The 25,581-nt window shown below is 70.9% G+C and carries 23 protein-coding genes; 13 read left to right on the forward strand and 10 right to left on the reverse strand.

Annotated features, from left to right (window positions below; all coding sequences use genetic code 11):
* Nucleotides 1-7: 7 nt before the first annotated feature.
* Nucleotides 8-2,749, forward strand: a complete 2,742-nt coding sequence (locus Q7X29_RS09945; protein WP_316573875.1) for an ATP-binding protein — start codon at nt 8-10, stop codon at nt 2,747-2,749.
* On the opposite strand, the gene Q7X29_RS09950 is transcribed toward Q7X29_RS09945, so the two are convergent.
* The 7 genes from Q7X29_RS09950 to Q7X29_RS09980 all read right to left on the reverse strand — a co-directional run bounded on the left by Q7X29_RS09950 (nt 2,743) and on the right by Q7X29_RS09980 (nt 11,491).
* Nucleotides 2,743-3,693 (reverse strand): D-isomer specific 2-hydroxyacid dehydrogenase family protein, encoded by a 951-nt coding sequence (locus tag Q7X29_RS09950; protein WP_218721458.1) that lies wholly within the window; start codon nt 3,691-3,693, stop codon nt 2,743-2,745. The genes Q7X29_RS09945 and Q7X29_RS09950 overlap by 7 nt on opposite strands.
* Before the next feature lie 119 nt (nt 3,694-3,812).
* The gene (gene ligD, locus Q7X29_RS09955) at nt 3,813-4,772 is read right to left on the reverse strand and encodes a non-homologous end-joining DNA ligase (protein ID WP_218721457.1); all 960 of its coding nucleotides are present in this window, start codon (nt 4,770-4,772) and stop codon (nt 3,813-3,815) included.
* Nucleotides 4,773-4,835: 63 nt separating this feature from the next.
* Entirely contained in the window at nt 4,836-7,004 is a 2,169-nt protein-coding gene (locus Q7X29_RS09960) for an MMPL family transporter (RefSeq protein ID WP_316573876.1), read from the reverse strand.
* A gap of 28 nt (nt 7,005-7,032) precedes the next feature.
* The gene (locus Q7X29_RS09965; RefSeq protein ID WP_316573877.1) at nt 7,033-7,491 is read right to left on the reverse strand and encodes an EXLDI protein; all 459 of its coding nucleotides are present in this window, start codon (nt 7,489-7,491) and stop codon (nt 7,033-7,035) included.
* 215 nt (nt 7,492-7,706) lie between these two features.
* On the reverse strand, nt 7,707-8,096 hold the full coding sequence (locus Q7X29_RS09970; RefSeq protein ID WP_255588603.1) for a hypothetical protein: 390 nt from the start codon (nt 8,094-8,096) through the stop codon (nt 7,707-7,709).
* Between the two features lie 64 nt (nt 8,097-8,160).
* Nucleotides 8,161-9,264, reverse strand: a complete 1,104-nt coding sequence (locus tag Q7X29_RS09975) for a methyltransferase (protein WP_316573878.1) — start codon at nt 9,262-9,264, stop codon at nt 8,161-8,163.
* Between the two features lie 106 nt (nt 9,265-9,370).
* The gene (locus tag Q7X29_RS09980) at nt 9,371-11,491 is read right to left on the reverse strand and encodes a RecQ family ATP-dependent DNA helicase (RefSeq protein WP_316573879.1); all 2,121 of its coding nucleotides are present in this window, start codon (nt 11,489-11,491) and stop codon (nt 9,371-9,373) included.
* A gap of 276 nt (nt 11,492-11,767) precedes the next feature.
* On the opposite strand from Q7X29_RS09980, the gene Q7X29_RS09985 reads away from it, so the two are divergent.
* Entirely contained in the window at nt 11,768-12,250 is a 483-nt protein-coding gene (locus Q7X29_RS09985) for a hypothetical protein (RefSeq protein ID WP_218721454.1), read from the forward strand.
* 1 nt (nt 12,251) lies between these two features.
* On the opposite strand, the gene Q7X29_RS09990 is transcribed toward Q7X29_RS09985, so the two are convergent.
* Nucleotides 12,252-13,463 carry an RtcB family protein gene (locus Q7X29_RS09990; RefSeq protein WP_218721453.1) on the reverse strand — a complete coding sequence of 404 codons (1,212 nt, stop codon included), beginning with the start codon at nt 13,461-13,463 and terminating at the stop codon, nt 12,252-12,254.
* Between the two features lie 99 nt (nt 13,464-13,562).
* Nucleotides 13,563-14,438, reverse strand: coding sequence for a ribokinase (locus Q7X29_RS09995; protein ID WP_316573880.1), 876 nt, complete (start codon nt 14,436-14,438; stop codon nt 13,563-13,565).
* 193 nt (nt 14,439-14,631) lie between these two features.
* On the opposite strand from Q7X29_RS09995, the gene Q7X29_RS10000 reads away from it, so the two are divergent.
* From Q7X29_RS10000 to lexA, 11 genes are all read left to right on the forward strand, one after another.
* A complete protein-coding gene (locus Q7X29_RS10000; protein WP_218721451.1) occupies nt 14,632-15,897 on the forward strand; it encodes a glutamate-5-semialdehyde dehydrogenase in 1,266 nt (421 codons plus the stop codon).
* Nucleotides 15,894-16,772 carry an AAA family ATPase gene (locus tag Q7X29_RS10005; protein WP_218721450.1) on the forward strand — a complete coding sequence of 293 codons (879 nt, stop codon included), beginning with the start codon at nt 15,894-15,896 and terminating at the stop codon, nt 16,770-16,772. Before Q7X29_RS10000 ends, Q7X29_RS10005 begins: the two co-directional genes overlap by 4 nt.
* 1 nt (nt 16,773) lies before the next feature.
* A complete protein-coding gene (locus tag Q7X29_RS10010; protein ID WP_316573881.1) occupies nt 16,774-18,165 on the forward strand; it encodes a vWA domain-containing protein in 1,392 nt (463 codons plus the stop codon).
* Nucleotides 18,166-18,176: 11 nt separating this feature from the next.
* Nucleotides 18,177-18,518, forward strand: coding sequence for an MmcQ/YjbR family DNA-binding protein (locus Q7X29_RS10015; protein ID WP_218721448.1), 342 nt, complete (start codon nt 18,177-18,179; stop codon nt 18,516-18,518).
* A gap of 152 nt (nt 18,519-18,670) precedes the next feature.
* Nucleotides 18,671-19,660: a hypothetical protein gene (locus Q7X29_RS10020; RefSeq protein ID WP_316573882.1), complete on the forward strand. Its 990-nt coding sequence runs from the start codon at nt 18,671-18,673 to the stop codon at nt 19,658-19,660.
* Between the two features lie 11 nt (nt 19,661-19,671).
* Nucleotides 19,672-20,313: a nicotinate-nucleotide adenylyltransferase gene (nadD, locus tag Q7X29_RS10025; RefSeq protein WP_218721446.1), complete on the forward strand. Its 642-nt coding sequence runs from the start codon at nt 19,672-19,674 to the stop codon at nt 20,311-20,313.
* Between the two features lie 28 nt (nt 20,314-20,341).
* Nucleotides 20,342-20,755, forward strand: coding sequence for a ribosome silencing factor (rsfS, locus tag Q7X29_RS10030; RefSeq protein ID WP_316573883.1), 414 nt, complete (start codon nt 20,342-20,344; stop codon nt 20,753-20,755).
* On the forward strand, nt 20,752-21,411 hold the full coding sequence (locus Q7X29_RS10035; protein ID WP_218721444.1) for a histidine phosphatase family protein: 660 nt from the start codon (nt 20,752-20,754) through the stop codon (nt 21,409-21,411). The genes rsfS and Q7X29_RS10035 overlap by 4 nt, the downstream gene beginning before the upstream one ends.
* A complete protein-coding gene (octT, locus tag Q7X29_RS10040) occupies nt 21,401-22,864 on the forward strand; it encodes a diglucosylglycerate octanoyltransferase (RefSeq protein ID WP_316573884.1) in 1,464 nt (487 codons plus the stop codon). Before Q7X29_RS10035 ends, octT begins: the two co-directional genes overlap by 11 nt.
* A 3-nt stretch (nt 22,865-22,867) precedes the next feature.
* A complete protein-coding gene (locus Q7X29_RS10045) occupies nt 22,868-23,710 on the forward strand; it encodes a DegV family protein (protein ID WP_316573885.1) in 843 nt (280 codons plus the stop codon).
* An 81-nt stretch (nt 23,711-23,791) separates the two neighbouring features.
* Nucleotides 23,792-24,442 (forward strand): transcriptional repressor LexA, encoded by a 651-nt coding sequence (gene lexA, locus Q7X29_RS10050; RefSeq protein ID WP_218721442.1) that lies wholly within the window; start codon nt 23,792-23,794, stop codon nt 24,440-24,442.
* Nucleotides 24,443-24,453: 11 nt separating this feature from the next.
* Here lexA and Q7X29_RS10055 read toward each other — a convergent pair whose 3' ends face one another.
* Nucleotides 24,454-25,416 carry a DUF2332 domain-containing protein gene (locus Q7X29_RS10055; protein WP_316573886.1) on the reverse strand — a complete coding sequence of 321 codons (963 nt, stop codon included), beginning with the start codon at nt 25,414-25,416 and terminating at the stop codon, nt 24,454-24,456.
* Nucleotides 25,417-25,581: the final 165 nt, after the last annotated feature.

Here is a 25,581-nt window from a genome sequence, read left to right on the forward strand (position 1 = left end):
GTGCGGCGTGATCACCGAGCTCATCGGACGCGAGGCAGAACTGGCCGATCTGCTGGCCCGGCTCGACGACGCGGTCCACGGCGCGCCCCACCTGGTGATCTGCTCGGGGGAGGCGGGTGTCGGCAAGACCCGGTTGGTCGCCGAACTGGCCGGACGCGCCCGCGATCGCGGGGTGCGCACCCTGTGGGCGCGCGCCCTCGAACTCCCCGACACTCCGCCCTTCTGGTTGTGGCGCCAGGCCCTCGGCACCGGGACGCCCGTGCCCGGCGCCGACCGGATCGCGCTGTTCGAGGGCTTCGCCGCCGGTCTCGACGGCACCGACACCGGCGTGCTGCTGGTGATCGACGACATCCACTGGGCCGACGAACCGTCGCTGCAGGCGCTGCTCTACGTGGTGCGGGCGCTACGCGAGCGCCGGATCATGGTGTGCGCCACCGAACGCACCGGCGCGACCGACGGCGGCTGGCCCGCGATCAAACCGGAGCTGTTGCGTGAACCGGTGACCGCGTCGCTGCTGTTGCGCGGGCTCTCGCCGGCCGATTCGGCGCGCTGCCTGCGGCTGGAGGCCGGCCGCGAGCTACCCGACGAGCTGGCAGGCGAAGCCTTCGACATGACCGGCGGCAACCCCTTCTACCTGCGCGAGCTGGGTCGTTCGATGCGCGGTTCCACCGACGGCGCGCTGCGCCTGCCGACGAGTCTGCGTGAGGTGGTGCGCGGCCGGATGGCGCCGCGGTCGAACCGGGCGCAGGAGCTGCTGCGGGCGGCGTCGATCCTGGGCGAGCAGTTCTCGATCGCGGTCGCCGCCCGGCTGGTCGCCCGTCCGGCGGTGGACTGCCTCGCCGCCGTCGACGAGGCGATCGAGGCGGGCCTGCTGGCGACCGCCGCGGAACCGGGCACGGTGCGGTTCGCGCACGCGCTGGTGCGCGCGACCCTGCTCGACGGGCTGTCCCTACAGCAGCGGGTGGTGTTGCATCAACGTGCGGCGCTGGCGATCGAGGCGCTGTATCCCGATGCGGTCGAGGCGAATTCGGCCGCACTGGCCTGGCACTGGGCCAACGCGGCGGTGGCCGGGGCGCACGAGCCCGCCGTCCGCTGGGCGCGGCGCGCGGCGGAGGTGGCCTTGCGTGAGCTGGCCTTCGAGGAGGCGGTGCGGCTGTACGGGCTGGCCCTGGCCCATGCCGCCGCGCTCGATCCGGTCGACCGGGGCAGGCTGGTGCTCCAGCGTGCCCTCGCCGCGGTCCGGGCCGGTGACCTGATCGCCGCCCGCGCCGATTGCGCGGCCGCGGAGGCGCTGGCCCGCAAGGCCGGGGAACCGGCGTTGCAGGCCGAAGCCGCGCTGGTGCTCGAACCGATCGGGGATCGCGGCTGGGATCGCGACATCGCCGACGCCTGCGCCGAGGCACTCGCCGCCGACGACCTGCCCGAGCCCCTGCGCGCGCGCCTGCTGGCCCGTGCCACCGAGACCGCGATCTACCTCGGCAGGCTCGACGGCGTGGACGAATCCAGCAGGGCCGCCCTGGTCTCGGCCGATCGCGGTGACGATCCCGCCGTTCTCGCGGCGGCGCTGCGGGCGCGTCAGCTCGCCTGCAGCGGTCCCGACCATCGGGACGAACACGGCGTCCTGGCTGCCCGCATGATCGCGGCGGGGGAACTCGCGCGCGATCCGGCCGTGGAGATGTGGGGCAGGTTGTGGCGCCTCGACGCGCTGTGGGAGCGGGGCGATCTGGGCGAGATCACCGGGGAGCTGTCCTGTCTGACCTGGTGCGCCGAGCACACCGGCGGTCCCATGTCGAGGTGGCATCTGCTGGTCGCCGAAGCGGCGCTGGCGCAGGCCCGCGGTGAATTCGCGCACGCGCTCGATCGAGCGGCCCGGGCCCACACCCTGGCGAGCACGCTGGGCCATCCCGCCGGGGAGGGCGCGTTCCGGGCGCTGCGCGCCGTCGTCGGCCATCACACCGGTCACGACCCGCACGCCTTGGTCCTGCCCCACGCCCCGATGCGCGGCGAGGTCCGCAACCTGCTGTTCGCCGCCCTCGGTACCGCCTTCCCGCTGGTCGACAGCGGCCTGATCGCCGAAGCCGAACCGCTCTATCGCGGCCTCGGCCGACCCGAGAAGTGGCCGGTGCCACCGTATTTCCTGCTCAATGTGCTCGCCGTCGGCGGCGCGGTGGCCGCCGCGCTCGGCCTGCGCGACGATGTCGCCTACTTTCGTGCGCGGCTGACGCGCTATCGCGACGGGCACATCACCGGCGGTGGCGGGAACGCCCACTATCTCGGCCCGACCACCCTGTGGCTGGGGAAATTCGCTGCCGCCCTGGATGACCCGGACACGGCGTGCGCCGACCTGCGCTCGGCGGGGCACACCGCGCGGACGATGGGCGCGCCCGGATTCGCCGTCGAAGCCGACTGCGAACGCGCCGAACTACTGTTCGCCCGCGGCGCCACCGCCGACGCGGTCGCGCTCGCGGTGGCCGCCCTGCCGGTAGCCGTATCGCTCGGCATGGAGCCCTGGATCGAGCGGCTGCGTGTGCTCACCGCCCACGAGAACGCGTGCGCCACCCTGACTCCGCGGGAACGCGAGGTCGCCGACCTGGTGGCCCGCGGCCTCACCAATCGCGAGATCGCCGCCGCGCTGGTGCTGTCGGAACGCACCGCGCAGAACCACGTCCAGCACATTCTCACCAAACTCGGCTTCGCCAAGCGCAGCCAGATCGCGGCCTGGGTGTCACGCGGCCGGATCGCTCAATAGCCGCGTCGCGGTTCGACGATCGCCAGCAGCGGCGCGCCCGCGACGAACCGGGCGACATTCGCGGCGACATGATCGGCGAACGCCGCCAGGCGCAGCTGCGGCGGATTCGAATCGTGCGGGGTGATGATCGCGTTCGGCAACGTCCACAGCGGATGCCCGTCCGGCAGCGGCTCGGGCTCGGTGACATCCAGGCCCGCGCCCCCGATCACCCCGCGGGTCAGCGCGTCGACCAGCGCGTCGGTGTCGACCAGGCTGCCGCGCGCCACATTGATCACCCACGACGAGGGCTTGAGCCTGGCCAGTTCGTCGGCGCCGACCAGGTGCCGGGTCTGCGCGGTCGCCGGCGCCGCGATCACCACGTGGTCGGTATGCGACCACACCCGGCCCAGCTGATCGGCGGGCAGCGTCTCCATCCCGTCGGGAATGCCCGTGCCCGTCACCGGCGTGCCGGAGCGGTTCACCGCGATCACGTGCGCGCCCAGCGGCACCAGCATCGGGATCAGCGCCCGCCCGATCCCGCCCGCGCCCACGATGGTCACGGTCTTCCCGCGCAACGAGCCGACGTGCGGGAAGAACTCGCGCTGCTGCCACGAGGTCGCCCGCAGGTGCTCGGGCAGGTAGCGGACCCCGGCTAGCAGCAGCATCAGCGCGTGCTCGGCGACACTGTGCGAGAACGCGCCCGCCGCCGAGGTGAACAGCACGTCGGGGTGCGTGGCGAAGACATCGGCGTCGAAGTAGTCCTCGATCCCCGCCGCGGGCAGCTGGACCCAGCGCACCGCGGGCGGCAGCGTCGCCGGGAAGTCAGTGGGCTTGCCGGTCCAGATCAGTGCCTCCGCGTCGGCGAGCTCGCCGACCTGGGCGCCCGCCCCCACGACCGCTTTCTCGAGCAGTCGGGATGCCTGCGGGTCCGGGCCGAGCGCGATCGTGGTCGCGGATTCCTGCACGGAGACCTCCTGGAGTGGTCGACCGCACGGTGCGGCCGGGCTGTGTCGGAATCCGATTCTTCCCTCTCCGGCGCGACGGTGCCGCCCCGCCCCGGGTTCGCCGGATCACCGGGGCACGGTCACGGTTCGTCGAGGTCGACGGGCTCGTCGACGCCGTGCCGGTCGGCCAGGTCGAGCAGCGGGGTGATGTCGAAGACCGCGTCGTCCATCTCGGCCTGGATGTCACCGAGCTCGGCATAGCGGGCCGGAACGGTCGCGATGGTGAAATCGCGCGGGTGGATGTCGCCGATCTCGCTCCAGCGCACCGGGGTCGACACCGTCGCCGCGGGCACACCGCGCACCGAGTACGCGGCGGCGATGGTGTGATCGCGCGCGTTCTGGTTGTAGTCGACGAACAGCTGGGCCGGATCACGGTCCTTGCGCCACCAGGCGGTCGTCACGTCGGCGGGCGCGCGCCGCTGCACCTCCTGGGCGAAGGCCAGGGCGGCCCGGCGCACCTGCTTGAATCCGTGCTCGGGCGCGATCCGCACGTAGACGTGCAGCCCCGAGCCGCCGGAGGTCTTGGGCCAGCCGACCGCCCCCAGCTCGTCGAGCACCTCGTGCACCACCCCGGCGACCCGCTGCACCCGCGACCACGGGCAGTCCGGCATGGGATCGAGGTCGATGCGCCACTCGTCGGGGGACTCGGTGTCGCTCGCCCGCGAGTTCCAGGGATGGAACTCCACCGTGGACATCTGCACCGCCCAGATCACGTCGGCGAGCGCGTGGACGCAGAGTTCGTCGGCGTGCCTGCCGTAGCGCGGGAAGTACACCCGCACCGTCGAGATCCAGTCCGGCGCGCCGCCGGGCAGCCGCTTCTGATGCACCTTCCCGCCGGGCAGACCCTTGGGGAACCGGTGCAGCATGCACGGCCGGTCCCGCAGCGCGTTGACGATGCCGTCACCCACGCTCAGGTAGTACCGCGCCAGGTCGAGCTTGGTGGCGCCGAGCTCGGGGAAGTACACCCGGTCCGGATTGCTGACCCGCACCGTGTGCTCACCCACCGGTAGCTCGACCGCCGGTGTCGCAGACTTGGCCACACGCGCAACGATAGACGAGCAGGCCCGCTCCCGAGGGGGAGCGGACCTGCGGCGCCTGGCGTGTCAGGGGCGCTGACGCGCCGGTGGCGTGTAGTAGCTCTCGGCGTAGGAGTACTCGGCCCAGCGGGGTGAGCGCTCCTCGTCGCTGTCGCCGCCGTGGCCCGGCCACCAGGCCCGGCGGCCCAGCAGCGCGGTGACCGCCGGGGTGAAGAACAGCGCCATGACGAAGGCCGCGATCGCGATGCCCACCGAGATGGCGAAGCCCATCTGCGACAGGGAGCTGTTGCCCGCCAGCATCATCGAGGCGAAGGTGCCCGCCAGGATGAGGCCCGCCGCGGCCACCGTCGGCCCGGTGTGGCGCACCGCCAGCGCCGCCGCCTCGCGGGGCGTGTGGCCCTCGCGGGATTCCTCCCGCAGCCGGGCGACCATCAGGATGTTGTAGTCGGTGCCCAGGGCCACCACGAACAGGTACATGATCACCGGCAGCGTGAAGATCAGCCCGTGCTCGCCCTGGATCCGCTGGAACACCAGCACCGTCGCGCCCAGCGTCGCGGCGAAGCCGAGAAACACCGAGGCCATCAGGTACCAGGGGGCGACGAGGCTGCGCAGCAGCAACGCCAGCACCAGCATGATCAGGACGGCGGCCACCGGGAACACGATCCGGTAGTCGTGGTTCATCGCGTCCTCGAAGTCGACGAACACCGCCGTCATGCCGCCGACCGCCGCCGTGGCGCCCGCCGGTGCCGCCTGGTGGGCGACCTCGCGCAGCGGCCCGGCCACCGTGTCGAGCGCGGCATCGGATTCCGGCGCGTTCGCCAGCGTCACCTGGAAGTTCGCGATCGTGCCGTCCGCCGACAGCTGCGGTGCGCCGACTTGACCGACGCCGTCGACCCCGGTCAGCGCCGTGCGGTAACTCGCGAGCTGGTCCTCGGCCAGCGGCGCGGCCGACTGCAACAGCACCTCCGAGGGCTGGGTGGCTCCGGCCGGCATGCCCTCGAGCAGCTCGGTGGTGAACGTCACCGACTCCGAGGCATCGGTGGTCGAGCCCGAGCTCAGATCGAAGGTCGGATTGAAACCGAAGGCGAACACGCCCAGCACCACCAGCACACCGCCGGAGGCGACGGCGAATACGCCGGGCCGCCTGCCCATCGCCGCGCCGATCGCGCCGAACCGGGCGCCCTTGGGCTCCACTTGCCAGGCCTTCGACGGCCAGAACACCTTGGTGCCCAACAGCGAGACGATCGCGGGCACCAGCGTGAGCCCGGCCAGCAGCGCTACCGCTACCGCGATCGCCAGTGCCGGTCCCAGCGCCCGGAACATCCCGAGGCTCGACAGGGTCAGCGCCATGAACGCGATGATCACCGCGGCCGCCGCCGACGTGATGGCCTCGCCGACCCGCGCGACGGCATTGACCATGGCGGTCTTCGGATCGTCGCCCGCCCGCAGCCGTTCCCGGTACCGGAACATCAGGAACAGGATGTAGTCGGTGCCCACACCGAACAGCACCACCAGCAGGATCGAGTTCACCGAGGTATCGATCTCGAGGTCGAAGGCCTCGGCCGCCATGGCGATCAGGCCACCGACCGTGCTCGAGATGGCGCCGATGGTGACCACCGGCAGCAGCGCGATGACCGGACTGCGGAAGATGATCAGCAGCAACACCAGGATCAGCACGATCGTGGCGATGCCGATGATCGCCATGCCCTTCTCACCCTGCTCGGTCTGGTCCAGAGTCTGCGCCGCCGTGCCGGTGATGCCCGCCTTGAGACCGGTGCCCTCGACCTGCTCCTTCAGGTGCTCGCGCAGACTCTTCACCGCCTCGCCCTGGGTCTTGTCCGCCGCGTCGGTCAGCTTGGTCATCCGCACCGCGATGACCTGGACCAGGCGATTCTCCGAGGGCGGTGTCACCTGGAGGCCGGTGACGCCCTTGATGTCGCGGGCTGTGAGCGCGCCGGCCGCGGCGGCGATCGTGGCCGAGTCGGTCTCGGTCAGCGGGCCGCCGTCCGCGCGGACCGCCACGATCAGCGCGGCCGGTGCGGCATTCTGCGGGAAGGCCTGTTCCTGCAGCTTCATCGCCTGGATCGACTCGTAATGCGAGGGCAGGAAGGCGGATTGGTCGGTCGTCGCGGTGAGCGCGGGTGCCGTGGACAGCACGGCGACGATCGCGATCACCCACAACCCGATCACTTTCCACGGATGGTGGACGACGACGCGCCCCAGTCTGGCGAACATGATGGAGGTCCTTTCCGGGCCAGGTGGGTCAGACGTCGAGGTCTTGGGTCCGCGGATGCCGCGCGCGGTCGGCGATCGTCTCGTGGACCTTCGGCGGCACCAGCGCGCGCAGCGCGTCGAGCGAGTCGACGACCTCGACGGTGAAATCGCCCCAGTTCTGCTCGCCGATCATCGAGCGCCAGTCCTTCCAGTCCTTGGTCCAGTGCTCGGCGAGCGCATAGTCCGCCCACTCGGAGGTCTGGGTGTGCACCACGTAGTTGCCCTTGCGGGTGAGGTACACGCGAATGGTGTCGACGCTCTTCTTGCTCACCTGCCGCGACTCGCCGACCTTGCGCCCGGTGAAGCGCTGGAAGCGGCCGCCCCCGGGGCCGACCTTGACGGTGATCGGGCCGAATCCGTCGGCGTCGGGTGCGGTGGCGTCGGGCTTGGTGGTGTCGGGCTTGGTGGTGTCGACGGTGGCGGGCGTCGGGTGCGTCTCGGTGGTCATCGGTCGCTCCATTTCAATATGTGCATGCGCATATGGGCATGGGTATTCGAGCGGCGAGCCCCTGTTCCGGCTCGTCGTCGCTGGTCTGTGTGCAGTTGTGCGGCGGCTGTGTGTCCCGCCCGACTCACTATAAGTAGATGTATACGTATATCGCAAGGGTCAAAAAAAGTCCGCACGGATCGACCCCGTGCGGACCGCGGATCGGCGGCTCGGAACTACAGCTCGTACACGCCGAACGCCCGGTTCTGGATGCACATCGGCATCACGTGGACCCGGTCGGTCCATTCGAATTTGGCTGCGGCCTCGACGGTTCCGCGCTCGTCGACGCACACGCTCGCGGTGCCCGGCATGGTCAGCGGGTTCAGCACGGCCAGCGGAATGCCCGCGTGGATGCCGCTGTAGAGGCCACCGCTGAAGCACAGCGGGGTGATCGCGATGCCGCGCTGCGCGCTCTCCCGGTCGGCCGCGGCCTGCGCGCCCGGCACACCGGAGCAGTCGAGGGGGTTCTCGTTCGACGCCTGGGCGGGAACGGTCAAGAGGGTGAATCCGGCCGCACAGCCCGCGGCGACGGCCATCAGGGATCGAGCAAATGAGGTCCTGGTCATAGCCGCATTGAAGCACTCGTGGCGGGTCGCACACACAATCGGCGGCGGCGTGTCGACCCGCCAGTCACCGGGGACGGGCCTCCAGCACGCAGTCCGGCGCCGCCGTCTGGACTGTTCGCTCCAGGGTGAAGCCGCTGCGCGCCAGCAGCGCGCGGAACTCGGCCTCGGTGCGTTCGTGGCCGCCCTCGGTGTTCACCAGCATCTCCAGGTCGATGAATTTCCCCGGGTGCGGCCGCCGATGCTCGGGCAGCACCAGCTCGAGCAGCAGCAATGTCGAGGTCGGACGCATGGCGGCGCGCACGGTGCGCAGGATCTGCTCGGCCTGGGCGTCGGACCAGTCGTGCACGATGTGTTTGAGCAGGTAGACGTCGCCGCCCTGCGGGACCTCCGCGAAGAACGAGCCGCTCTCGACCGCGCAGCGCTGCCCCAGCCCCGCGGCCGCGAGGTCGGCGGCAAGGTCCTCGACCACATTCGGCAGATCGAACACGATGCCCCGAGCCGCCGGATACCGGCCGAGGAGCTCGATGAGCAGACTGCCGCGCCCGCCGCCCACATCGACGAGGGTGCCGAACCGGCTGAAGTCGTAGGCGGCGAGCAGGGGCTCGATCGCCAACGTGCTCACGCTGGTCATGGCGTTGTCGAACAACTCGCCGACCTCGCGGTTCACCGCCGCGTACTCGAAGAAGCTCGCTCCGTCCAAGGCCCGACCGACGGCTTCGCCGCTGCGCACCGCGTCGGTGAGATGAGACCAGTGGTTGCGGTGGTACGGCGAGCCGAAGAACCGCGACAGATCACGCAGCGTCACCTCGGCGTCGCTGCGCAGCGCGTCGCCGATCCGGGTCAGCGCGTAGGTGCCGTCGCGCCGCTGGGCGAAGAGGTCGTAACTCACCAGCAGCCGCATCAGCCTGCGCAGCCCGTCTTCGTCGGCCTCGACCGCGCGCGCCAGCTCGGCCGCCGTGCGCGGGCCCCGGGCCAGTTCGTCGGCGATCCCGAGTTCGGCGGCGGCGCTGATGGCCTGGGACAGAAAGCCGGCGACCTGGAACTCCAGCAGGGCGATGTGGCCGGGAACCAGTTTCCGTTGCAGCGCGCCGAGCGCGTCCCGCAACCGATCGATCGCGCGGATCACGGGCAGCGGAGGGAGCTTCTTCGGTGCTGTGGACGCCATCATGACCCCATCGTCGGCCGGTTGACCTGCACGTACGGACAGAGCTTACGGGAGCCGGGGTGACCAGGGACAGGGATTGCGCGCCCGGCCGATCGGGTGCCGAGGTGGCTCAGGTCGGCGTGGCCAGGGCGAACGGCAGGACCGCGTCCGCGCCGCTGGTGCGCAGGGCGTGGGCGGCGACGGTCATGGTCCAACCGGTGTCGGTGAGAGTGTCCACCAGCAGGATCGGGCCGTCGACGCCGGACAGATCGGGGACCTCCCACGAGTCGAACAGCCCCGCTACCCGGTGCGCGGAATTCGCCGCCGACACCGGCGGCCGATCCGGCCTCGTGGGCAAGGTGCCGAGGTTGTCGAGCCTGCCGACCTGCGCGAGCCGCGCGGCCAGACTCGTGGTGAGCTGCGGATAGCGCGGCGATTCCAGCGCCAGCACCGAGGTCGGCCGGGTGGCCCAGTTCCAGTCGCGCAGGACGGCGATGCACGCGTCGAAGACGGCGTCGGGCACCGGGGCATCGGGTCCGTCGAGCAGCGCGCGCAGCCGCTGACCCCAGCCGAGGTCGGTGAGCCTGCCCAGCACCCGGCCGGTGTCGGCACCGGTGATCTTGCCCGACAACGGGATTCCCAGTTTCGCCATGCCGGTCGGCCACTGCTTGCGCGGTGCCAGATCGAGCCCGGGCCGGTCCAGCCTGGCCCTGGTGGCGGCGACAGCGGCCGCGTCGACGGTGGTGTCGGGGCGGGCGCCGGTGCAGTTGTCACAGCGTCCGCAATCGGGGGTCGCGGCGTCGAGGGCGGCCAAGCCGGGATCGTCGAGCTGACGGCGCAGGAAGGTCATCCGGCAGGCGGTGGTCGCCTGGTAGTCGATCATCGCCTGCTGCTCGGTGTCGCGGGCGGCGGCCAGGCGTTCGTAGCGCTCGGTGTCATAGGTCCACGGCTCGCCGGTGGACAGCCAGCCGCCGCGTACCCGCCGGACCGCGCCGTCCACGTCGAGCACCTTCAGCACCATCTCCAGGCGCGACCGGTTCAGCTCGACCAGCGGTTCCAGCGCCACCGTCGACATCGGCCGATCGGTGTCCAGGGCGGCCAGTACCGCGCGCACGATGTGCTCGCGCGGGAACGCCACCGAGGCGAAGTAGCTCCAGATCCGCGCGTCCTCCGCGCCCGGCAGCAACACCACCTCGGCGCGATCGGTGCCACGCCCCGCACGCCCGACCTGCTGGTAATAGGCGATCGGGGAGGACGGCGCGCCCACGTGCACCACGAAGCCGAGATCGGGCTTGTCGAAGCCCATGCCCAACGCCGACGTCGCGATCAGTGCCTTCACCTCGTTGTTCAGCAGCGCGCCCTCGAGCACCTCGCGTTCGGCCGGGTCGGTCTGGCCGGTATAGGCGGCGACGGTGTGACCGTGCGAATTCAGCACGTCGGCCAGGTCGTGCGCGGCGGCGACCGTGAGGCAGTAGATGATGCCCGAGCCGGGCAGCCGGTCCAGTTGGGCGCCCAGCCAGGCCGTGCGCTGCACCGCGTCGTCGAAGCGCACCACCGACAGGTGCAGCGACTCGCGGTCCAGCGTGCCCCGCAGCACCAGGGTGTCGGTGCCGATCTGGCCCGCCACGTCGGTGACCACGCGATCGTTGGCCGTCGCGGTGGTCGCCAGGACCGGCACATCCGAGCCGAGATCGGCGATCAGCGTCCGGATGCGGCGGTAGTCGGGCCGGAAGTCGTGGCCCCAGTCCGAGACACAGTGCGCCTCATCGATCACGACCAGCCCCGCGTCGGCGGCCAGCCGGGGCAGCACCTGATCGCGAAAGTCCGGATTGTTCAACCGCTCCGGGCTCACCAGCAGCACGTCGACCGCGCCGTCGGCCACCCGCTGATGGATCTCGTCCCACTCGGTGACATTGCCCGAGTTGATCGTGTCGGCCACCACCCCGGCCCGCTCCGCGGCGGCCACCTGATTGCGCATCAACGCCAGCAGCGGCGACACGATCACCGTCGSCCCCCGCCCCGCCCGCCGCAACAGCTTCGCCGCGATGAAATACACCGCCGACTTGCCCCAGCCGGTCCGTTGCACCACCAGCGACCGGCGCCGCTGCACCACCAGCGCCTCGATCGCGACCCACTGGTCCTCCCGTAACCGCGCCTGCGGCCCGGCGAGCTCCCGCAACAACTCCTCCGCGCGTTCGCGCAGGTCGGGAGCCGTCAGGTCGAGCACGTCGTTGCCGGTCGCTGAGGTCATGGGCACCATGCTGCCCGACCCCACCGACAGACACGATCGGCAGTACGAGCTTTCCGCCGCTCCGCGTTTCCGGCCGGAGCCAGGTGCGTCGGGCGGTGTCCGGGCGGCCATCGGAGGGGCGGTGGCTCGGCGCGCCCGTCCCCGGGGAGTCACCCATGCCCGTGCGCGATCAGTCGGCGCGACCACGGGACTGGTGAGGGGTATCGCGTTCCTTCGGCGAAATGCCCGCTGAGGGAGGAGAATAGGGCGCGACACCGGACTCTGCCGGAGGGCTGCATGGCGAACAGATTCGATCCGCCTACGGGCTGGACGCCGCCCGGGTCGCAGTTCCGGACGAATTCGGGGGCGTCGCGCACCGTGGCGGGCGCGTTCCTCGCGCTGATCGTCACCCCGCTCGGGATGACCTTGGCGGCGCACGGTGCGCTGGACACCAGCCGGTGGGTGATCCTGGGCGATGCCGCCGACCGGTTCGGCTCGACCCTGCAGATCATCGGGGGCGCACTGCTGTTGTTGCTGGTCAGCGCGCTGGCCGGGTTCACGCCGATCGCGACGATCCTGGCCGGGCTGGTGTGGGGCGTGCTGCCGGGCCTGGTCTACTTCGTCTCGCCGGAGAGCACCTGGCGGATGGTGGGGGATCTGCCGCTGATGACCGACGAGCTGCACATCGCGCTCAACGCGTGGATCACCAGCGGCTTCACCTTCGTCCTCGGGCTGCTGCTCGTCGGCGCGGGGGTGGCGGGCACCCTGCGCCGACGATGACTCAGCCCTTCACGCAGAGGACCTGACGCAGCGTCGCCACCACGTCGACCAGGTCGGCCTGCGCCGCGATCACCTCGTCGATGTCCTTATACGCGGCCGGGATCTCGTCGACCACGCCCGCGTCCTTGCGCGATTCCACGCCCTCGGTCTGAGCGACCAGATCGGCGACCGTGAACTGCTTCTTGGCCGCGGTCCGGCTCAACCGCCGTCCCGCGCCGTGCGAGGCCGACTGGAACGAGGCCGGATTCCCCTTGCCCCGCACCACATACGACCGCGTCCCCATCGATCCGGGGATCAACGCCAGGTCACCCGCGCCCGCCCGCACCGCGCCCTTCCGGGTCACCAGCATCGGCACACCGTCGATGACCTCCTCGGCCACATAGTTGTGGTGGCAGGAGATCGGCTCGTCGAACCGCACCTCGCGATCGGCGAATTCGTCGCGCACCGCCCGGCACACCAGCGACAGCATCACCGCGCGGTTGCGCGCGGCGTACTCCTGCGCCCAGGTCAGGTCGCGCCGGTACGCGGCCATCTCCGGCGTCCCGGCCAGGAACACCGCCAGATCCCGATCCGGCAGCGACTGATTGTGCGGCAGCGCCCGCGCCACCGCCATGTGCCGTTCGGCCAGCTCCTTGCCGATATTGCGCGACCCGGAGTGCAGCAGAATCCACACGGCGTCGTCCTGATCGAGGCAGACCTCGATGAAGTGATTGCCGCCGCCGAGCGAGCCGATCTGCTTGTGCGCCTTGGACTCCAGCGACGACACCCCTGGGTGCAGATCACCGAACTCGCGCCAGAACCGGTCCCAGCCCTTCGTCCGTGCCGACTGTCCGTGCGAACCGGCATGCAGCGCAGCGACGTTCACCGCCTCCTTGTGCGCGTTGAACCCCACCGGCACCGCCCGCTCGATCCGCGATCGCAGGGAACGCAGATCATCGGGCAGATCCGCGGCGGTCAGCCCGGTCTTGACGCTCTCCATCCCGCACCCGATATCGACACCCACCGCGGCGGGCGCGACCGCGTCCCGCATGGCGATGACCGATCCCACCGTCGCGCCTTTGCCCAGGTGCACATCCGGCATCACGCGCAGTCCGTACACCCACTCCAGCTCGGCGATATTGCGGAGCTGGCGCAGCGCCGACTGCTCGATCTCGTGCTCGTTGGCCCACATGAGCGTCTGCGCCCTGGTACCGCGCAGCTCGACGGGAAACATGGTTCGGTCCTCTCCTCGGTGTACTACCAACGGTAGGACCGCGGCGGCGGCATCGCACCTGAATATCGGGCGCTCAGGCGGTGCCGGGGAGCGAGCGGGTCAGTCCGTCGCGAGCGCGTGTTCGATCCGGGCGCGGTCCGGAATCGACGAGCTGGCGCCGAGCCTGGTGGTCGCCACTGCGCCGGCGGCATTGGCCCAGGTCACTGCCGCTCGCGGGCCCTTCGGCCAGGTGGCGACGAGGGCGCCGGTGAAGGCGTCGCCGGCGCCGGTGGTGTCGACGACGTCGACGGTGCGTCCGGCGACCGCGAACTGGGGGCCCTCGGCTGATCGATACAGCGCACCGTCGCCGCCGAGCGTGCGGACCACGTGCGGAATCCGGTCGAGGTCGGCCGAATATCGTTCGGACTCGAGCGAATTCACGATCGCCAGGTCGACGTCGGCCCATAGTGCGGCGGGCAGCAGCTGTACCGGCGAGGGATTGAGCACGACGACCGTGTCCGCGGCGTGCGCGTGCCGGGCGGCCGCGGCCACGGTGGCGAGGGGAATCTCCAGCTGGCACAGCAGAATGTCGGCGTCCGCGATCGCCGCGAGCTCGTCCGCGGTCAAGTCGGTCACCCGCCCGTTCGCGCCCGCGACCACGATGATGCTGTTCTCGCCGGACTCGTCGACCACGATCGTGGCCACCCCGCTCGACCCGTCGACAGTGCGTAGCAGGGTGGTGTCGACACCGGCGTCGGACAGCGTCGATCGCAGCGTGGCGCCGAACGCGTCGTCTCCTGTCGCGCCGAGGAAGCGCACCCGCGCGCCTGATCTGGCCGCCGCGATGGCTTGATTCGCGCCCTTGCCGCCCGGCACTGTCGCGAAGCCGGACCCGAGGACGGTCTCGCCTGGTGCGGGGCGCTGCGGCGTGGTCGTGACCAGATCCATGTTGACGCTGCCCAGCACGACGACGGTGGGTGCGGCGCAGCGGTGCATCCGACGAATCTAGCGGTGCGGGCACCGTCGGCGCGGGTTTCGGGCGGCTCGCGCGCCGATCGACCGGTGACCTGTGGACAAGTCCCCCCGCCGCCAAAACCTGTGGACAACTCGGTCTCGCCGCCGGTAGGAGGCGTATTCCGGGGTCCGGGTGGCGTCGAGGCGGACCGGCGGCCTGCGTACGCTGATACCCATGACGGTAGAAGTGACCCCCGAGCTCGACATCCGCGCAGCGGTGCACGACGCCGCCCGCAGGGCTCGCGTCGCGTCCCGTGTGCTGGCTCAGCTGACCACGGCGCAGAAGAACGAGGCCCTGCACGCGGCGGCCGACGCCCTGCTCGCCGCCGCCGACCGCGTGCTGGCGGCCAACGCCGCCGACATCGCGACCGCGCAGGCCGCGGGCACCGAGGAGAACCTGCTCGACCGCCTGCGGCTGACCAAGGCCCGCATCGACGGCATCGCCTCCGGCCTGCGCCAGGTGGCCGGGCTGCCCGATCCGGTGGGCGTCGTCGTGCGCGGTTCCACGCTGCCCAACGGCCTCGAGATCCGCCAGACCCGGGTGCCGCTCGGCGTGGTCGGCATGGTCTACGAGGCGCGCCCCAATGTCACCGTCGACGCGTTCGGCCTGGCACTCAAGTCGGGCAACGCCGCACTGCTGCGCGGCTCCTCCTCGGCCGCGAACTCCAATGCCGCGCTCGTCGAGGTGCTGCGCGAAGCGCTTGTCGCCCAGGGCGTCCCGGCCGATGCGGTCCAGCTGTTGCCCAGCCACGACCGTTCCAGCGTCACCCACCTGATCCAGGCGCGCGGCCTGGTCGACGTGGTCATCCCGCGCGGTGGCGCCGGCCTGATCAACGCGGTGGTGCGCGACGCGCAGGTGCCGACCATCGAGACCGGCACCGGCAACTGCCACGTCTACGTGCACTCCGCCGCCGATCTGGACATGGCCGAGGCCATCCTGCTCAACGCCAAGACCCGCCGTCCCAGCGTCTGCAACGCCGCCGAGACCGTCCTCATCGACGCGGCGGTCGCCGAGACGGCGCTGCCCCGGCTGAGCAAGGCGCTCGAGGATGCCGGAGTGACCATTCACGGCGATCTGCCCGGCCAGGTGCCCGCCACGGATGCCGACTGGGGTGAGGAGTACCTCACGCTGGATATCGCGCTGAAGGTCGTCGACGATCTCGATGCCGCCGTCGACCACATCAACACCTGGGGCACCGGCCACACCGAGGCCATCGTCACCGCCGATCTGGCCGCCGCGCGGGAGTTCACCACCCGCGTCGACGCCGCCGCGGTGATGGTGAACGCGTCCACCGCGTTCACCGACGGCGAGCAGTTCGGGTTCGGCGCCGAGATCGGCATCTCCACCCAGAAGCTGCACGCCCGCGGCCCGATGGCACTGCCCGAACTCACCTCCACGAAGTGGATCGTGTGGGGCGACGGCCAGACTCGGCCGGTGTGATCGTGACGCTTGTACAGGAACCGATCTTCACCTCGGTCGACGACGTCATCACCCGCCTGGCCGAGACCGGCTACCTGGCCGACAAGGCCACCGCCACCTCGGTCTTCCTGGCCGACCGGCTGGGTAAGCCGCTGCTCATCGAGGGCCCGGCCGGTGTCGGCAAGACCGAGCTGTCGCGCGCGGTGGCCCAGGTCGCCGGCGCCGAACTGGTCCGGCTGCAGTGCTACGAGGGTGTCGACGAGGCCCGCGCGCTCTACGAGTGGAACCACGCCAAGCAGATCCTGCGGATCCAGGCGTCGAGCGAGAACGACTGGGCCGAAACCAAAGCCGACGTCTTCACCGAGGAATTCCTGCTCTCGCGCCCGCTGCTCACCGCCATCCGGCGCAGCGAGCCGACGGTGCTGCTGATCGACGAGACCGACAAGGCCGACGTCGAGATCGAGGGCCTGCTGCTCGAGGTGCTCAGCGATTTCGCGGTGACCGTGCCGGAACTGGGCACCATCACCGCCACCCGGAAGCCGTTCGTGGTGCTCACCTCGAACGCCACCCGCGAGCTGTCGGAGGCGCTCAAGCGCCGCTGTCTGTATCTGCACCTGGACTTCCCCGATGAAGACCTGGAGCGTCGGATCCTGGCCAGCCGGGTGCCCGAGCTGGCGGAGTCGGTCGCCGAGCAGCTGGTCCGGATCGTGCACGTGCTGCGCGGGATGCAGCTCAAGAAGCTGCCGTCGGTGGCCGAATCGATCGACTGGGGCCAGACCCTGCTGGCCCTGGGCGCGGCAGACCTCGACGACGCCACCGTGCGCGCCACCCTCGGCGTGGTGCTCAAGCACCGCAGCGACCACCAGCGCGCGCTGGCCGAGCTGAAGCTGGCCTGAGATGACTGCGCCTGCCCCGCACGGACTCGGCGGGCACGTGGCCGGGTTCGTCGCGGCATTGCGGGCCCGCGGTGTGCCGGTCGGGCCGTCGGAGACCGTCGACGCGGGCCGGGTGCTCACCGTGCTCGATCTGCTCGATCGCGAGTCCGTGCGGGAGGGGCTGGCGTGCGCGTTGTTGCGCCGCCCCACCCATCGCGCCACCTTCGACGGGCTGTTCGACCTGTGGTTCCCGGTCGCGGTGGGGGAGCGCACCGCCGAGACACGGGACCTGCCCCGCACACCCGACGGCCAGATCGACCTGCCTGCCCTGCGCGAGCAGCTCGCCGAGCTGCTCGCCGCGGAGGACGGGGGTCGGCAGCTGGAGTTGCTGGCCGGACAGGTCGTCGAACAGCTCGGCCAGTACCAGTCCGCGCGCGGACCGTCGTTCTCGGCCTATCAGGCGATGAAAGACCTTGCGCCGCAGACCTTGCTGTCGCGGGTGCTGGCGGGGCTCGCGCTGCCGCCGGACGCGAGCGAGCGCGACACCGAGGTGGCCCAGCGGATCGTCCGGGAACGGATCGCCGGCTTCCGGGCGAGCGTGGAAGCCGAGACCAACCGTCGCGTCGCCGAACAGATCGGGCGCGACCGTGTCGCTACCTACGGTGTGGCCCGCCAAGCCGAGGACGCCGACTTCCTGCGTGCCTCCGAACGCGAACTCGTCGAACTCCGTCGCGGCAGCCAGCGGCTGGCCCGAATCCTGGCGTCGCGCTTGGCCGTGCGGCGCAAGAAGGCCCGCCGTGGCGAGATCGACCTGCGCAAAACCCTACGGGCGTCGATGTCGACCGGTGGTGTGCCGATCGATCTGGTGAATCGCAAGCCACGGCCCGGCCGCCCGGAACTGGTGCTGCTGTGCGACATCTCGGGCTCGGTGGCCGGCTTCAGCAACTTCACCATGCTGCTGGTGAGCGCGCTGCGCGAACAGTTCTCCCGGGTCAGGATCTTCGCCTTCGTCGACCGCACCGACGAGGTCACCGGCTTCTTCGACCCGTACGCCGGCCTCGACAACGTGCTCACCAGGATCTTCACCGAGTCGCGGATCATCGACGCCGACGGACACTCCGACTACGGCCAGGCGCTGACCACCTTCGCCGACAACTTCGGTGACGCCGTCACCAGCCGCAGCTCGCTGCTGGTGCTCGGCGACGGCCGCACCAACTACCGCAATCCGAAGCTCGACGTCCTGCGTCAGCTCGTCGACACCGCCCGGCACGCGCACTGGCTGAACCCGGAGCCGCGGAACCTGTGGGGCACCGGTGATTCGGCGGCCCGCGACTACGGCGAGGTGATCGAGATGCACGAATGCCGGTCGGCCCGGCAGCTGACCGATGTGGTCTCCCGGTTGTTGCCCGTGTGAAGGAACTGGTGATGAGCGAGGATCTGCTGGCCTACTGCCTGGCCAAACCCGGTGCCTGGCAGGACGAACCGTGGGAGGGTGACGTCGTCGCCAAGGTCGGCGACAAGATCTTCGCCTTCCTCGGCGGCGGCGACTCGATCGGCCTCAAGTGCGGCCGTGACCGCGCCGAAGCCGACGAACTGGTGCACGTCTATCCCGACGATGTCACCGCCTCGGCCTACATCGGCCGCTACGGCTGGAACAGCGTCACCGTGGGCGGCGCCGTCCCGCCCGACGAACTGCGTGAGCTGATCGACGCCTCCTACGACGCGATCGTGGCCAAACTGCCGAAGTCCAAGCGCCCCACGGTCTGATCGTTTCAGCGGACGTTAAGCCGCTTACAGGCGCCATCCACCAAGATCACCGCCATGCTGGCAGGGGCGTCGCGCGACGACGAGCGGTTCGGTCGACGGGCGTCGGCCGACACGGTGGTACGAGTGGTGGCACGGCGGGCGCGGTCGACCCGGTGACCGATCCGCTCGCGAACCCCGGTGCCGGAGCCGTTCCGTCGCCGTGCGCGGCACCCGACAGCACGGTCCCGTCCGGCGAGATCGTGCGCCCCGAGCACCTGCGCCCGGGCGCGGGGGCACGGGCGGCGCGGCGGCTTGCCGATCTCGCGGCGACCCGGCTGGCAGACGCGCCCGCCGCCGCGGAGGATCAGTTGCGCCGCGCCCTGGTCGTGGGCTGTGGCGAACTGGACGGGCGCGAGCTGGCCGAGCTGCGTACCCGCCTGGTCACCGCCATCGCGGCTCAGCCACGCCGGGATCGCGACCTGGCCAGGGCGGCGGCGGCCGCCGCCGCGTGCTGGCACCCGATCTCGCCGGCCGACGCGGCGCACCTGTGGGTAGTCGCGGGCCGGGCCTGGGCCAGGGCGGGCAGGCACGCCGAGGCGGTCACGGCCTTCGACCGGCCCCTGCTCACCGGTGCCATCGCCTATCCGCCCGGTGAGCTGGCCCTGGTCCGCGCCGAGTTCGCCGAGTCGCTGCTGCGGCTCGGCCGCTACCGGCAGGCCGCCTGGCAGTTCACCGAGGCCGCCCGGCTGCTCGCGAACGCGCCCACCCACCGCCGCAGGCACGCCGACCTGGTCTGGTCGGCGGCCGTCGCCCGCGAGTGCTGCGGGCAGGAATCGGCGGCGCTGGGCGGCTACCTGCGTGCCGCGGGCCTGTGGGGTGAGCTGGACAAGATCGTGCCGCGAGCGCGCTGTCTGCGCGCGGCGGCCTGGCTGCAACTGCGGGGTCCCGCGGGCCGGATGCGCGGTCCGTGGTGGGTCACCATCGACGTGCTGATGGCCGAACTGAATCAGCGGCTCACCGCCGAACCTGCCGCGCACATCGCCGACGAGCTCGATCGCACCCGCGCCCAATTCGCCCAGATGTGCGCGCAGGCGTCGGGCCCGAACGACCGTCCGGCCGCTCGGGGACGGTCCGGTCCGGTCGAGTGGTGGCAGTCCCGTTAAGCTCGGACCTCATGCACGAGACAGCTCGGCCGCGCCGCAAGCTCGGCGTCATGGGCGGCACGTTCGATCCGATTCACCACGGTCACCTGGTCGCGGCCAGCGAGGTCGCGAACCGGTTCGAGCTCGACGAGGTCATCTTCGTCCCCACCGGCCAGCCGTGGCAGAAGGTGAACAAGCAGGTCAGTCCCGCCGAGGACCGCTACCTGATGACCGTCATCGCCACCGCGTCCAACCCGAGGTTCTCGGTCAGCCGGGCCGACATCGAACGCAACAAGGTCACCTACACGGTGGACACCCTGCGCGAGATGCAGAACGCCCATCCCGACGCCGAGCTGTACTTCATCACCGGTGCGGACGCGCTGGCCAACATCCTGACATGGCAGGATTGGACCGAACTGTTCGAACTGGCGAAGTTCGTCGGGGTGAGCCGTCCGGGGTACGAGCTGAACACCGACCATCTCGAGGAGCATCTGCGGGACCTGCCCGCCGATGCCGTCACGATGATCGAGATCCCCGCGCTGGCCATCTCGTCGAGTGAGTGCCGCCGCCGCGCCGCGGAGGGTCGGCCGGTCTGGTACCTCGTCCCCGATGGCGTGGTGCAGTACATATCGAAGCGGCACCTGTATGTGCCCGCAGGAACGGAAGGTAGCTGACGTTGAGCCACACGAGCGAGGTGCAGTCGTGACTGCCACTGCCGAAGCGGTCGAAATGGCCAAGGTCGCCGCACTCGCGGCCGACGACAAGCTCGCCACCGACGTCGTCGTCCTCGACGTCTCCGAGCAGCTGGTGATCACCGACTGCTTCGTGATCGCCTCGGCGCCCAACGAGCGCCAGGTCAACGCGATCGTCGACAACGTCGAGGAGAAGCTGCGCGAGGCCGGCCACAAGCCGGTCCGCCGCGAGGGCACCCGCGAGGGCCGCTGGGCGCTGCTCGACTACGTCGACATCGTCGTGCACATCCAGCACAACGACGAGCGCAATTTCTATGCGCTGGAGCGGTTGTGGCGTGACTGCCCGACCGTGGCCGTCGAGGGCATCGCCACCCCGGCGACACCCGCCGCCGACGACGCACAGGTAGAGGGCGACACCGAGTGAGCAAGTACGCCCATGTGCGCACGCTGATCCTGCTGCGGCACGGGCAGACCGAGTGGAACGCCGCCGACCGGATGCAGGGCCAGATCGATACCGATCTCACCGACCTCGGCAGGCAGCAGGCCAAAGAGGCGGCGCGGGAACTGGTGTCCCGCAACGCGATCGCGGTCCATGCCTCCGATCTGCGCCGCGCCAAGGAAACCGCGCAGGCGCTCGGCGACATCAGCAATCTGCCGGTCGTCACCGATCAGCGGCTGCGTGAGACCCACCTGGGTGACTGGGAGGGGCTGACCCACCTCGAGGTCGACGCCGACTACCCCGGCGCGCGCGTGCAGTGGCGTCTCGACGCCACCTACACACCGCCCGGTGGCGAGAGCAAACTCGAAGTGGGCGCGCGTGCGCTGCCCGTGGTGCGCGAACTGTACAACGAGCGACAGGATTGGCCCGGCCGGACTATCATCCTGGTGGCGCACGGCGGGCTGATCGCTGCCCTCACGGCCGCGTTGCTGGAACTGCCTCCGGAGAACTGGCCTGCCCTCGGTGGGCTGGCCAATACGAGCTGGGTGCAGCTGTCCAGCCACGGGCCCGACATCGACCGACCCGGCTGGCGCCTCGATGTTTGGAACGCAGCGGCGAAGGTAGCTCCCGATGTCCTCTGAAGAGCCCGTCCGATCGGTACCGGACGAACTGTTCCAGCAGGTGACGGCCAAGCCCGGACGGCAATTGCCGGACGCGCTGTTCGGCCCGCCACCCGCTGAGCCCGCACGCCCCGAGCGTGAGGAGCCCATCCGTTCGGTACCGGACGAACTCTTCAAGCAGGTCACCGCGCGCAGCGAGCGCTCGCTACCCGATGCGCTGTTCGGCCCGCCGCCCGCGGCGGTCGTCGCCGAGTCCGAGCAGGCCGACGCCGCGACAGCTGACGCGTCGACCGGCTCGTCCGACGAGGCGGACGCCGACGGCGACGGCGAGCCTGCCACAGCGGGCACCGCTGTCACCGAGGCCGCGGTCGAGGATTCCGTCGCCCGGACCGAGGCCGAACCGGCTGTCGCGCAGCCGGATACCGCCGAGTCGGCGGTCGTCACCGAGGTGGGCGCGGACGCCGAGGATGCCGTGGCGATGACCGCCTCGGTGGCCGAACCCGCCGTGGCGCAGGACCTCCAGTCGGCAAGTGCGGCTGATGGTTCCGACGCTACGTCGGCCGACACGTCGCCGGGCGACGAGCCGGGGGCGGACGCGGTCGCGACGGACGAGTCCGTCGCGGTGGCCGCCGAGTCCGTCGCGGTTACCGAGGTCTCCGCGCCGGTCGTGGAGACCGCTGTCGCGCAGAGCGAATCGCTCGTCGAGGCGGCCGCGGAGGTCGTGCTAGTCGAGGAAGCCACCGCGCCCCGGCCGGTGGAGTCCGCCTCGCCGCGCCCCGTCCTGCTGGTGATCGCCGACTCGCTCGCCTACTACGGTCCCAAGGGCGGCCTGCCTGCCGACGATCCCCGGATCTGGCCGAATATGGTGGCCGCCGAACTGGATTGGGATGTCGAGCTGATCGCGCGGATCGGCTGGACCTGCCGCGATGCCTACTGGGCGCTGATCGGCGACCCACGGGTGTGGGCCGCCGTGCCCCGGGCGGGTGCTGTCGTGTTCGCTGTCGGTGGCATGGACACATTGCCCTCGCCGCTGCCGACCGCGCTGCGCGAGCTGATCCGCTATATCCGTCCGCCCAAGCTGCGTCGTGGCGTGCGCGCCTCGTACAACTGGCTGCAGCCCAAGCTGTCGAAACTCGGTCGGCCCGTGGCGCTTCCGCCGAAGGTGAGTGTCGACTACCTCGAGCAGTCGCGGGAGGCGCTGCATCATCTGCGTCCCGAGCTGCCCGTGGTCGCGGTGCTGCCGTCGGTGCACAAGTGCGATGCCTACGGGCGGGTGCACCGGGGCCGGGCGCGCGCGGTCAAGGCACTGCAGGCGTGGTCGGGCCGCAGCTCGGTGCCGCTGGTCGACCTCGGCGAGGCCGTGCGCGACGACATCGAGTCGGGTGCGGCGAACCCGGACGGCATCCACTGGGGCTGGGCCGGGCACGCGGCGGTGGCGACGGCGATGACCAAGACTCTGCAGGAGGTCCGGTAGTCCGTGACCGTTGTCGTGGTCACCGATTCGGCGGCCGGGCTGTCGGCCGACGTCGTCGGCGAGCTCGGTATCGAAGTGGTCCCGTTGCACGTGCTCGTCGGCGACCGGGAGATCCGGGAGGGCGTCGACCCCGTCGAGATCGATTACTCGACGGACTCGGTCACCACCTCGGCTGCCTCGCCGGGCGAGCTGCGCGAAGTCTACGAGCGGGCATTGAGCCGCAGTGACGGCGACGGTGTCGTCGCCGTGCACCTGTCGCGCACCTTGTCGGCGACGTGGGAGTCCGGCCGGCAGGCCGTTCGCGACATGGGTGCCGAAGACCGAGTGCGCCTGGTGGATTCGCTGGGGGCGGGCTTGGCGACCGGCCTGCCCGTGCTCGCGGCCGCCCGTCGCGCGCGGGCGGGCGAAGCGCTGGACGCGGTCTACGAACGCGCCGTGACGGCCGCCGCCCGCGCCCGCACGTTCATCCTGGTCAATCGGACCGAGCAGCTGCGCAAGGGCGGCAGGCTCAGCAGCGCCGCCGCGTTCTTCGGCAGCGAACTGGTGACGAAGCCGTTGCTGCAGCTGGTCGAGGGCAAGCTGGAATTGCGCGAGAAGGTGCGCACGCGCTCGCGCGCCTACGCCAAGCTGGTCGCGGCCGCCGTGGAGGCGGCCGGGCGCGATGGCGCGGCCCTGGCGGTCCAGCACCTGGGCGCCGCCGATGCCGCCGAGACGATCGCGGCCCAGCTGCGCGAACAGGTCCCGGAGGTCGAGGAGCTGTACGTCGGCGAGTTCGGCCCCACCCTCGGAGTCCATCTCGGCGTCGGCGCGCTCGGTGTGCTCGTCGTGCCCGGCGGGTGTTCCTGACCGGCGCCGATTTCCGGTGCGGCAGGGCACGCCGGGAGGCTGCGCCGACGCTCCGGCACGGTGGGCCTCTACGATGCCCCGGTGACCGGATACGACGACTTCGACTTCCCCGACACCGCGCACCTGCCGCCCCGCAGGCAACACATCCTCGCCGTGATCCGGGATTCGGTGCTCGCGCACGGCTACGCGCCGAGCGCGAGGGAGATCGCCGACGCCGTCGGCCTGCGCTCCACCTCTACGGTCTCCCAGCATCTGAAGGCGCTGGAGGAAGACGGTTTCCTGCGCCGCGGCACCGGGATGGCGCGCCAGACCGATGTGCGACTGTTCCTGCGTGACACCCCGGCCGCCGGCTCCAGCGCCTCGGTGAGCGTGCCGGTGGTCGGCGACATCGCCGCGGGCACGCCGATCCTGGCCGAACAGCACGCCGACGACGTGCTGACGCTGCCGCGTGAACTCGTCGGTCGTGGTGAGGTTTTCGGACTCCGGGTGCGCGGTGACTCCATGATCGACGCCGCGATCTGCGACGGTGATCTGGTTGTTGTGCGCAGCCAGCGGGAGGCGAACAACGGCGACATCGTCGCCGCCATGATCGGCGAGGAAGCCACCGTCAAGGTGTACCGCCGGCGCAACGGCCATGTCCTGCTCGAACCCCGCAATCCCGCCTACTCGGTCATCGACGGCGACGAGGCCGTGATCCTGGGCCGGGTGGTGTCGGTGATGCGCCGCGTCTGAGGCCGCCCCTGCTACGCCGGGCCGAACCAGTCCAGTGACTGACCGTGCGGCCCGGCGTAGGCTACCGGCTCGCCGTCGACCGCCAGCACCATCCGCGCTGTGTTCGAATCCCGTTCGGGCAGTAGGTTGGTGAACTCGGCGACCACCCCGGTGCCCTCCTGGGACACCCAATGGCAGGGCAGAGCACGCACCGACGCGACGAACTCCGCGCGCGTCAGCGCCGACAGGTAGGTGAGCACAGCGCTGTGGAACACGACCACCGTGCTGTCGCTGGGCGCCGTGTGGACCAGCTCGGCGACCTGTTCGTTCAGATCTCCCGGCACCAGCAGCGGTGGATTCGCGGCGGCGATCGCGCAGGCATTGCGCAGCCTGGTGAGCCGCTGGTCCTGCCCCGGCCAGACGAGGGCTTCCAGCCACTGCCGATCCTGCCGGTCCGCCGCGTTCAAGGGGTTCAGGTCGACCCCGGTGCGATGGACCACCTCGGGCAACCGATCCGGAATCGGCGCGGGCCCGGTTACGGTGCACCGCAGGACCACTGACGACGGACCGTCCGCCGGATCCAGGGCGCGCCCGCCGTAGCGATAGCTGAAACGGTCCGGGTAGAGACACAGTCCCGCCGATGCGCCCACTTCGATGAGCGACAACGGTCCCGGCAGCCGAGCGAGGACCGGCAGCAAGGTTGCCGCACGACCCGCTTCGTTGGTCTGGGTACGGCGAGCGAGTGCGGTCGCCGCGATCGATGGCCAGCGTGCGATCAGCTGCGCACGGAAATCGCGGTACGGCACCGCGATCGCGCCGTTGACCCGCGCCGCCGCCAGCACCAGGTTGGGCTGCTGTTTGTCCGTCGGCAGTTCGGCGATCAGCGCGAGCACCGGTGGATCGTCGGCGATGTCGATCGCACGCCGGTGGTACAGCGGAGAATTGCCGCTCACCTCGCGCTGCGCGAAGTCGCGGAAACGTTGTGCCAGGTCCATGGATCCATCCGTACGTGGTCTCGGCCATGTCCGCACCGTATTCGCTCGGGCAGCGTGCATCCCGGTCTCGACGACCGAGAAACCGCGAGTTGTCCACAGGCTCGAGGTTGTCCACAGCTTCGCTCGAGACCCAGGTCGGCGCCGGTTTCGCGGGCTCGCCGGCTC

Source organism: Nocardia canadensis, assembly GCF_032656385.1.
In the GTDB taxonomy this organism is placed as follows: Bacteria; Actinomycetota; Actinomycetes; order Mycobacteriales; family Mycobacteriaceae; genus Nocardia; species Nocardia canadensis.

Excerpts from the sequence above, each read along its gene's own strand:
- Q7X29_RS09995 (WP_316573880.1), bottom strand. The coding sequence starts at position 14,438 with ATGCACCGCTGCGCCGCACCCACCGTCGTCGTGCTGGGCAGCGTCAAC.
- Q7X29_RS10010 (WP_316573881.1), top strand. The coding sequence starts at position 16,774 with ATGACTGCGCCTGCCCCGCACGGACTCGGCGGGCACGTGGCCGGGTTC.
- Q7X29_RS09985 (WP_218721454.1), top strand. The coding sequence starts at position 11,768 with ATGGCGAACAGATTCGATCCGCCTACGGGCTGGACGCCGCCCGGGTCG.
- Q7X29_RS10055 (WP_316573886.1), bottom strand. The coding sequence starts at position 25,416 with ATGGACCTGGCACAACGTTTCCGCGACTTCGCGCAGCGCGAGGTGAGC.
- Q7X29_RS09960 (WP_316573876.1), bottom strand. The coding sequence starts at position 7,004 with ATGTTCGCCAGACTGGGGCGCGTCGTCGTCCACCATCCGTGGAAAGTG.
- nadD (WP_218721446.1), top strand. The coding sequence starts at position 19,672 with ATGCACGAGACAGCTCGGCCGCGCCGCAAGCTCGGCGTCATGGGCGGC.
- Q7X29_RS10000 (WP_218721451.1), top strand. The coding sequence starts at position 14,632 with ATGACGGTAGAAGTGACCCCCGAGCTCGACATCCGCGCAGCGGTGCAC.
- Q7X29_RS10015 (WP_218721448.1), top strand. The coding sequence starts at position 18,177 with ATGAGCGAGGATCTGCTGGCCTACTGCCTGGCCAAACCCGGTGCCTGG.
- Q7X29_RS09970 (WP_255588603.1), bottom strand. The coding sequence starts at position 8,096 with ATGACCAGGACCTCATTTGCTCGATCCCTGATGGCCGTCGCCGCGGGC.
- octT (WP_316573884.1), top strand. The coding sequence starts at position 21,401 with ATGTCCTCTGAAGAGCCCGTCCGATCGGTACCGGACGAACTGTTCCAG.
- Q7X29_RS09975 (WP_316573878.1), bottom strand. The coding sequence starts at position 9,264 with ATGATGGCGTCCACAGCACCGAAGAAGCTCCCTCCGCTGCCCGTGATC.
- Q7X29_RS09990 (WP_218721453.1), bottom strand. The coding sequence starts at position 13,463 with ATGTTTCCCGTCGAGCTGCGCGGTACCAGGGCGCAGACGCTCATGTGG.
- Q7X29_RS09965 (WP_316573877.1), bottom strand. The coding sequence starts at position 7,491 with ATGACCACCGAGACGCACCCGACGCCCGCCACCGTCGACACCACCAAG.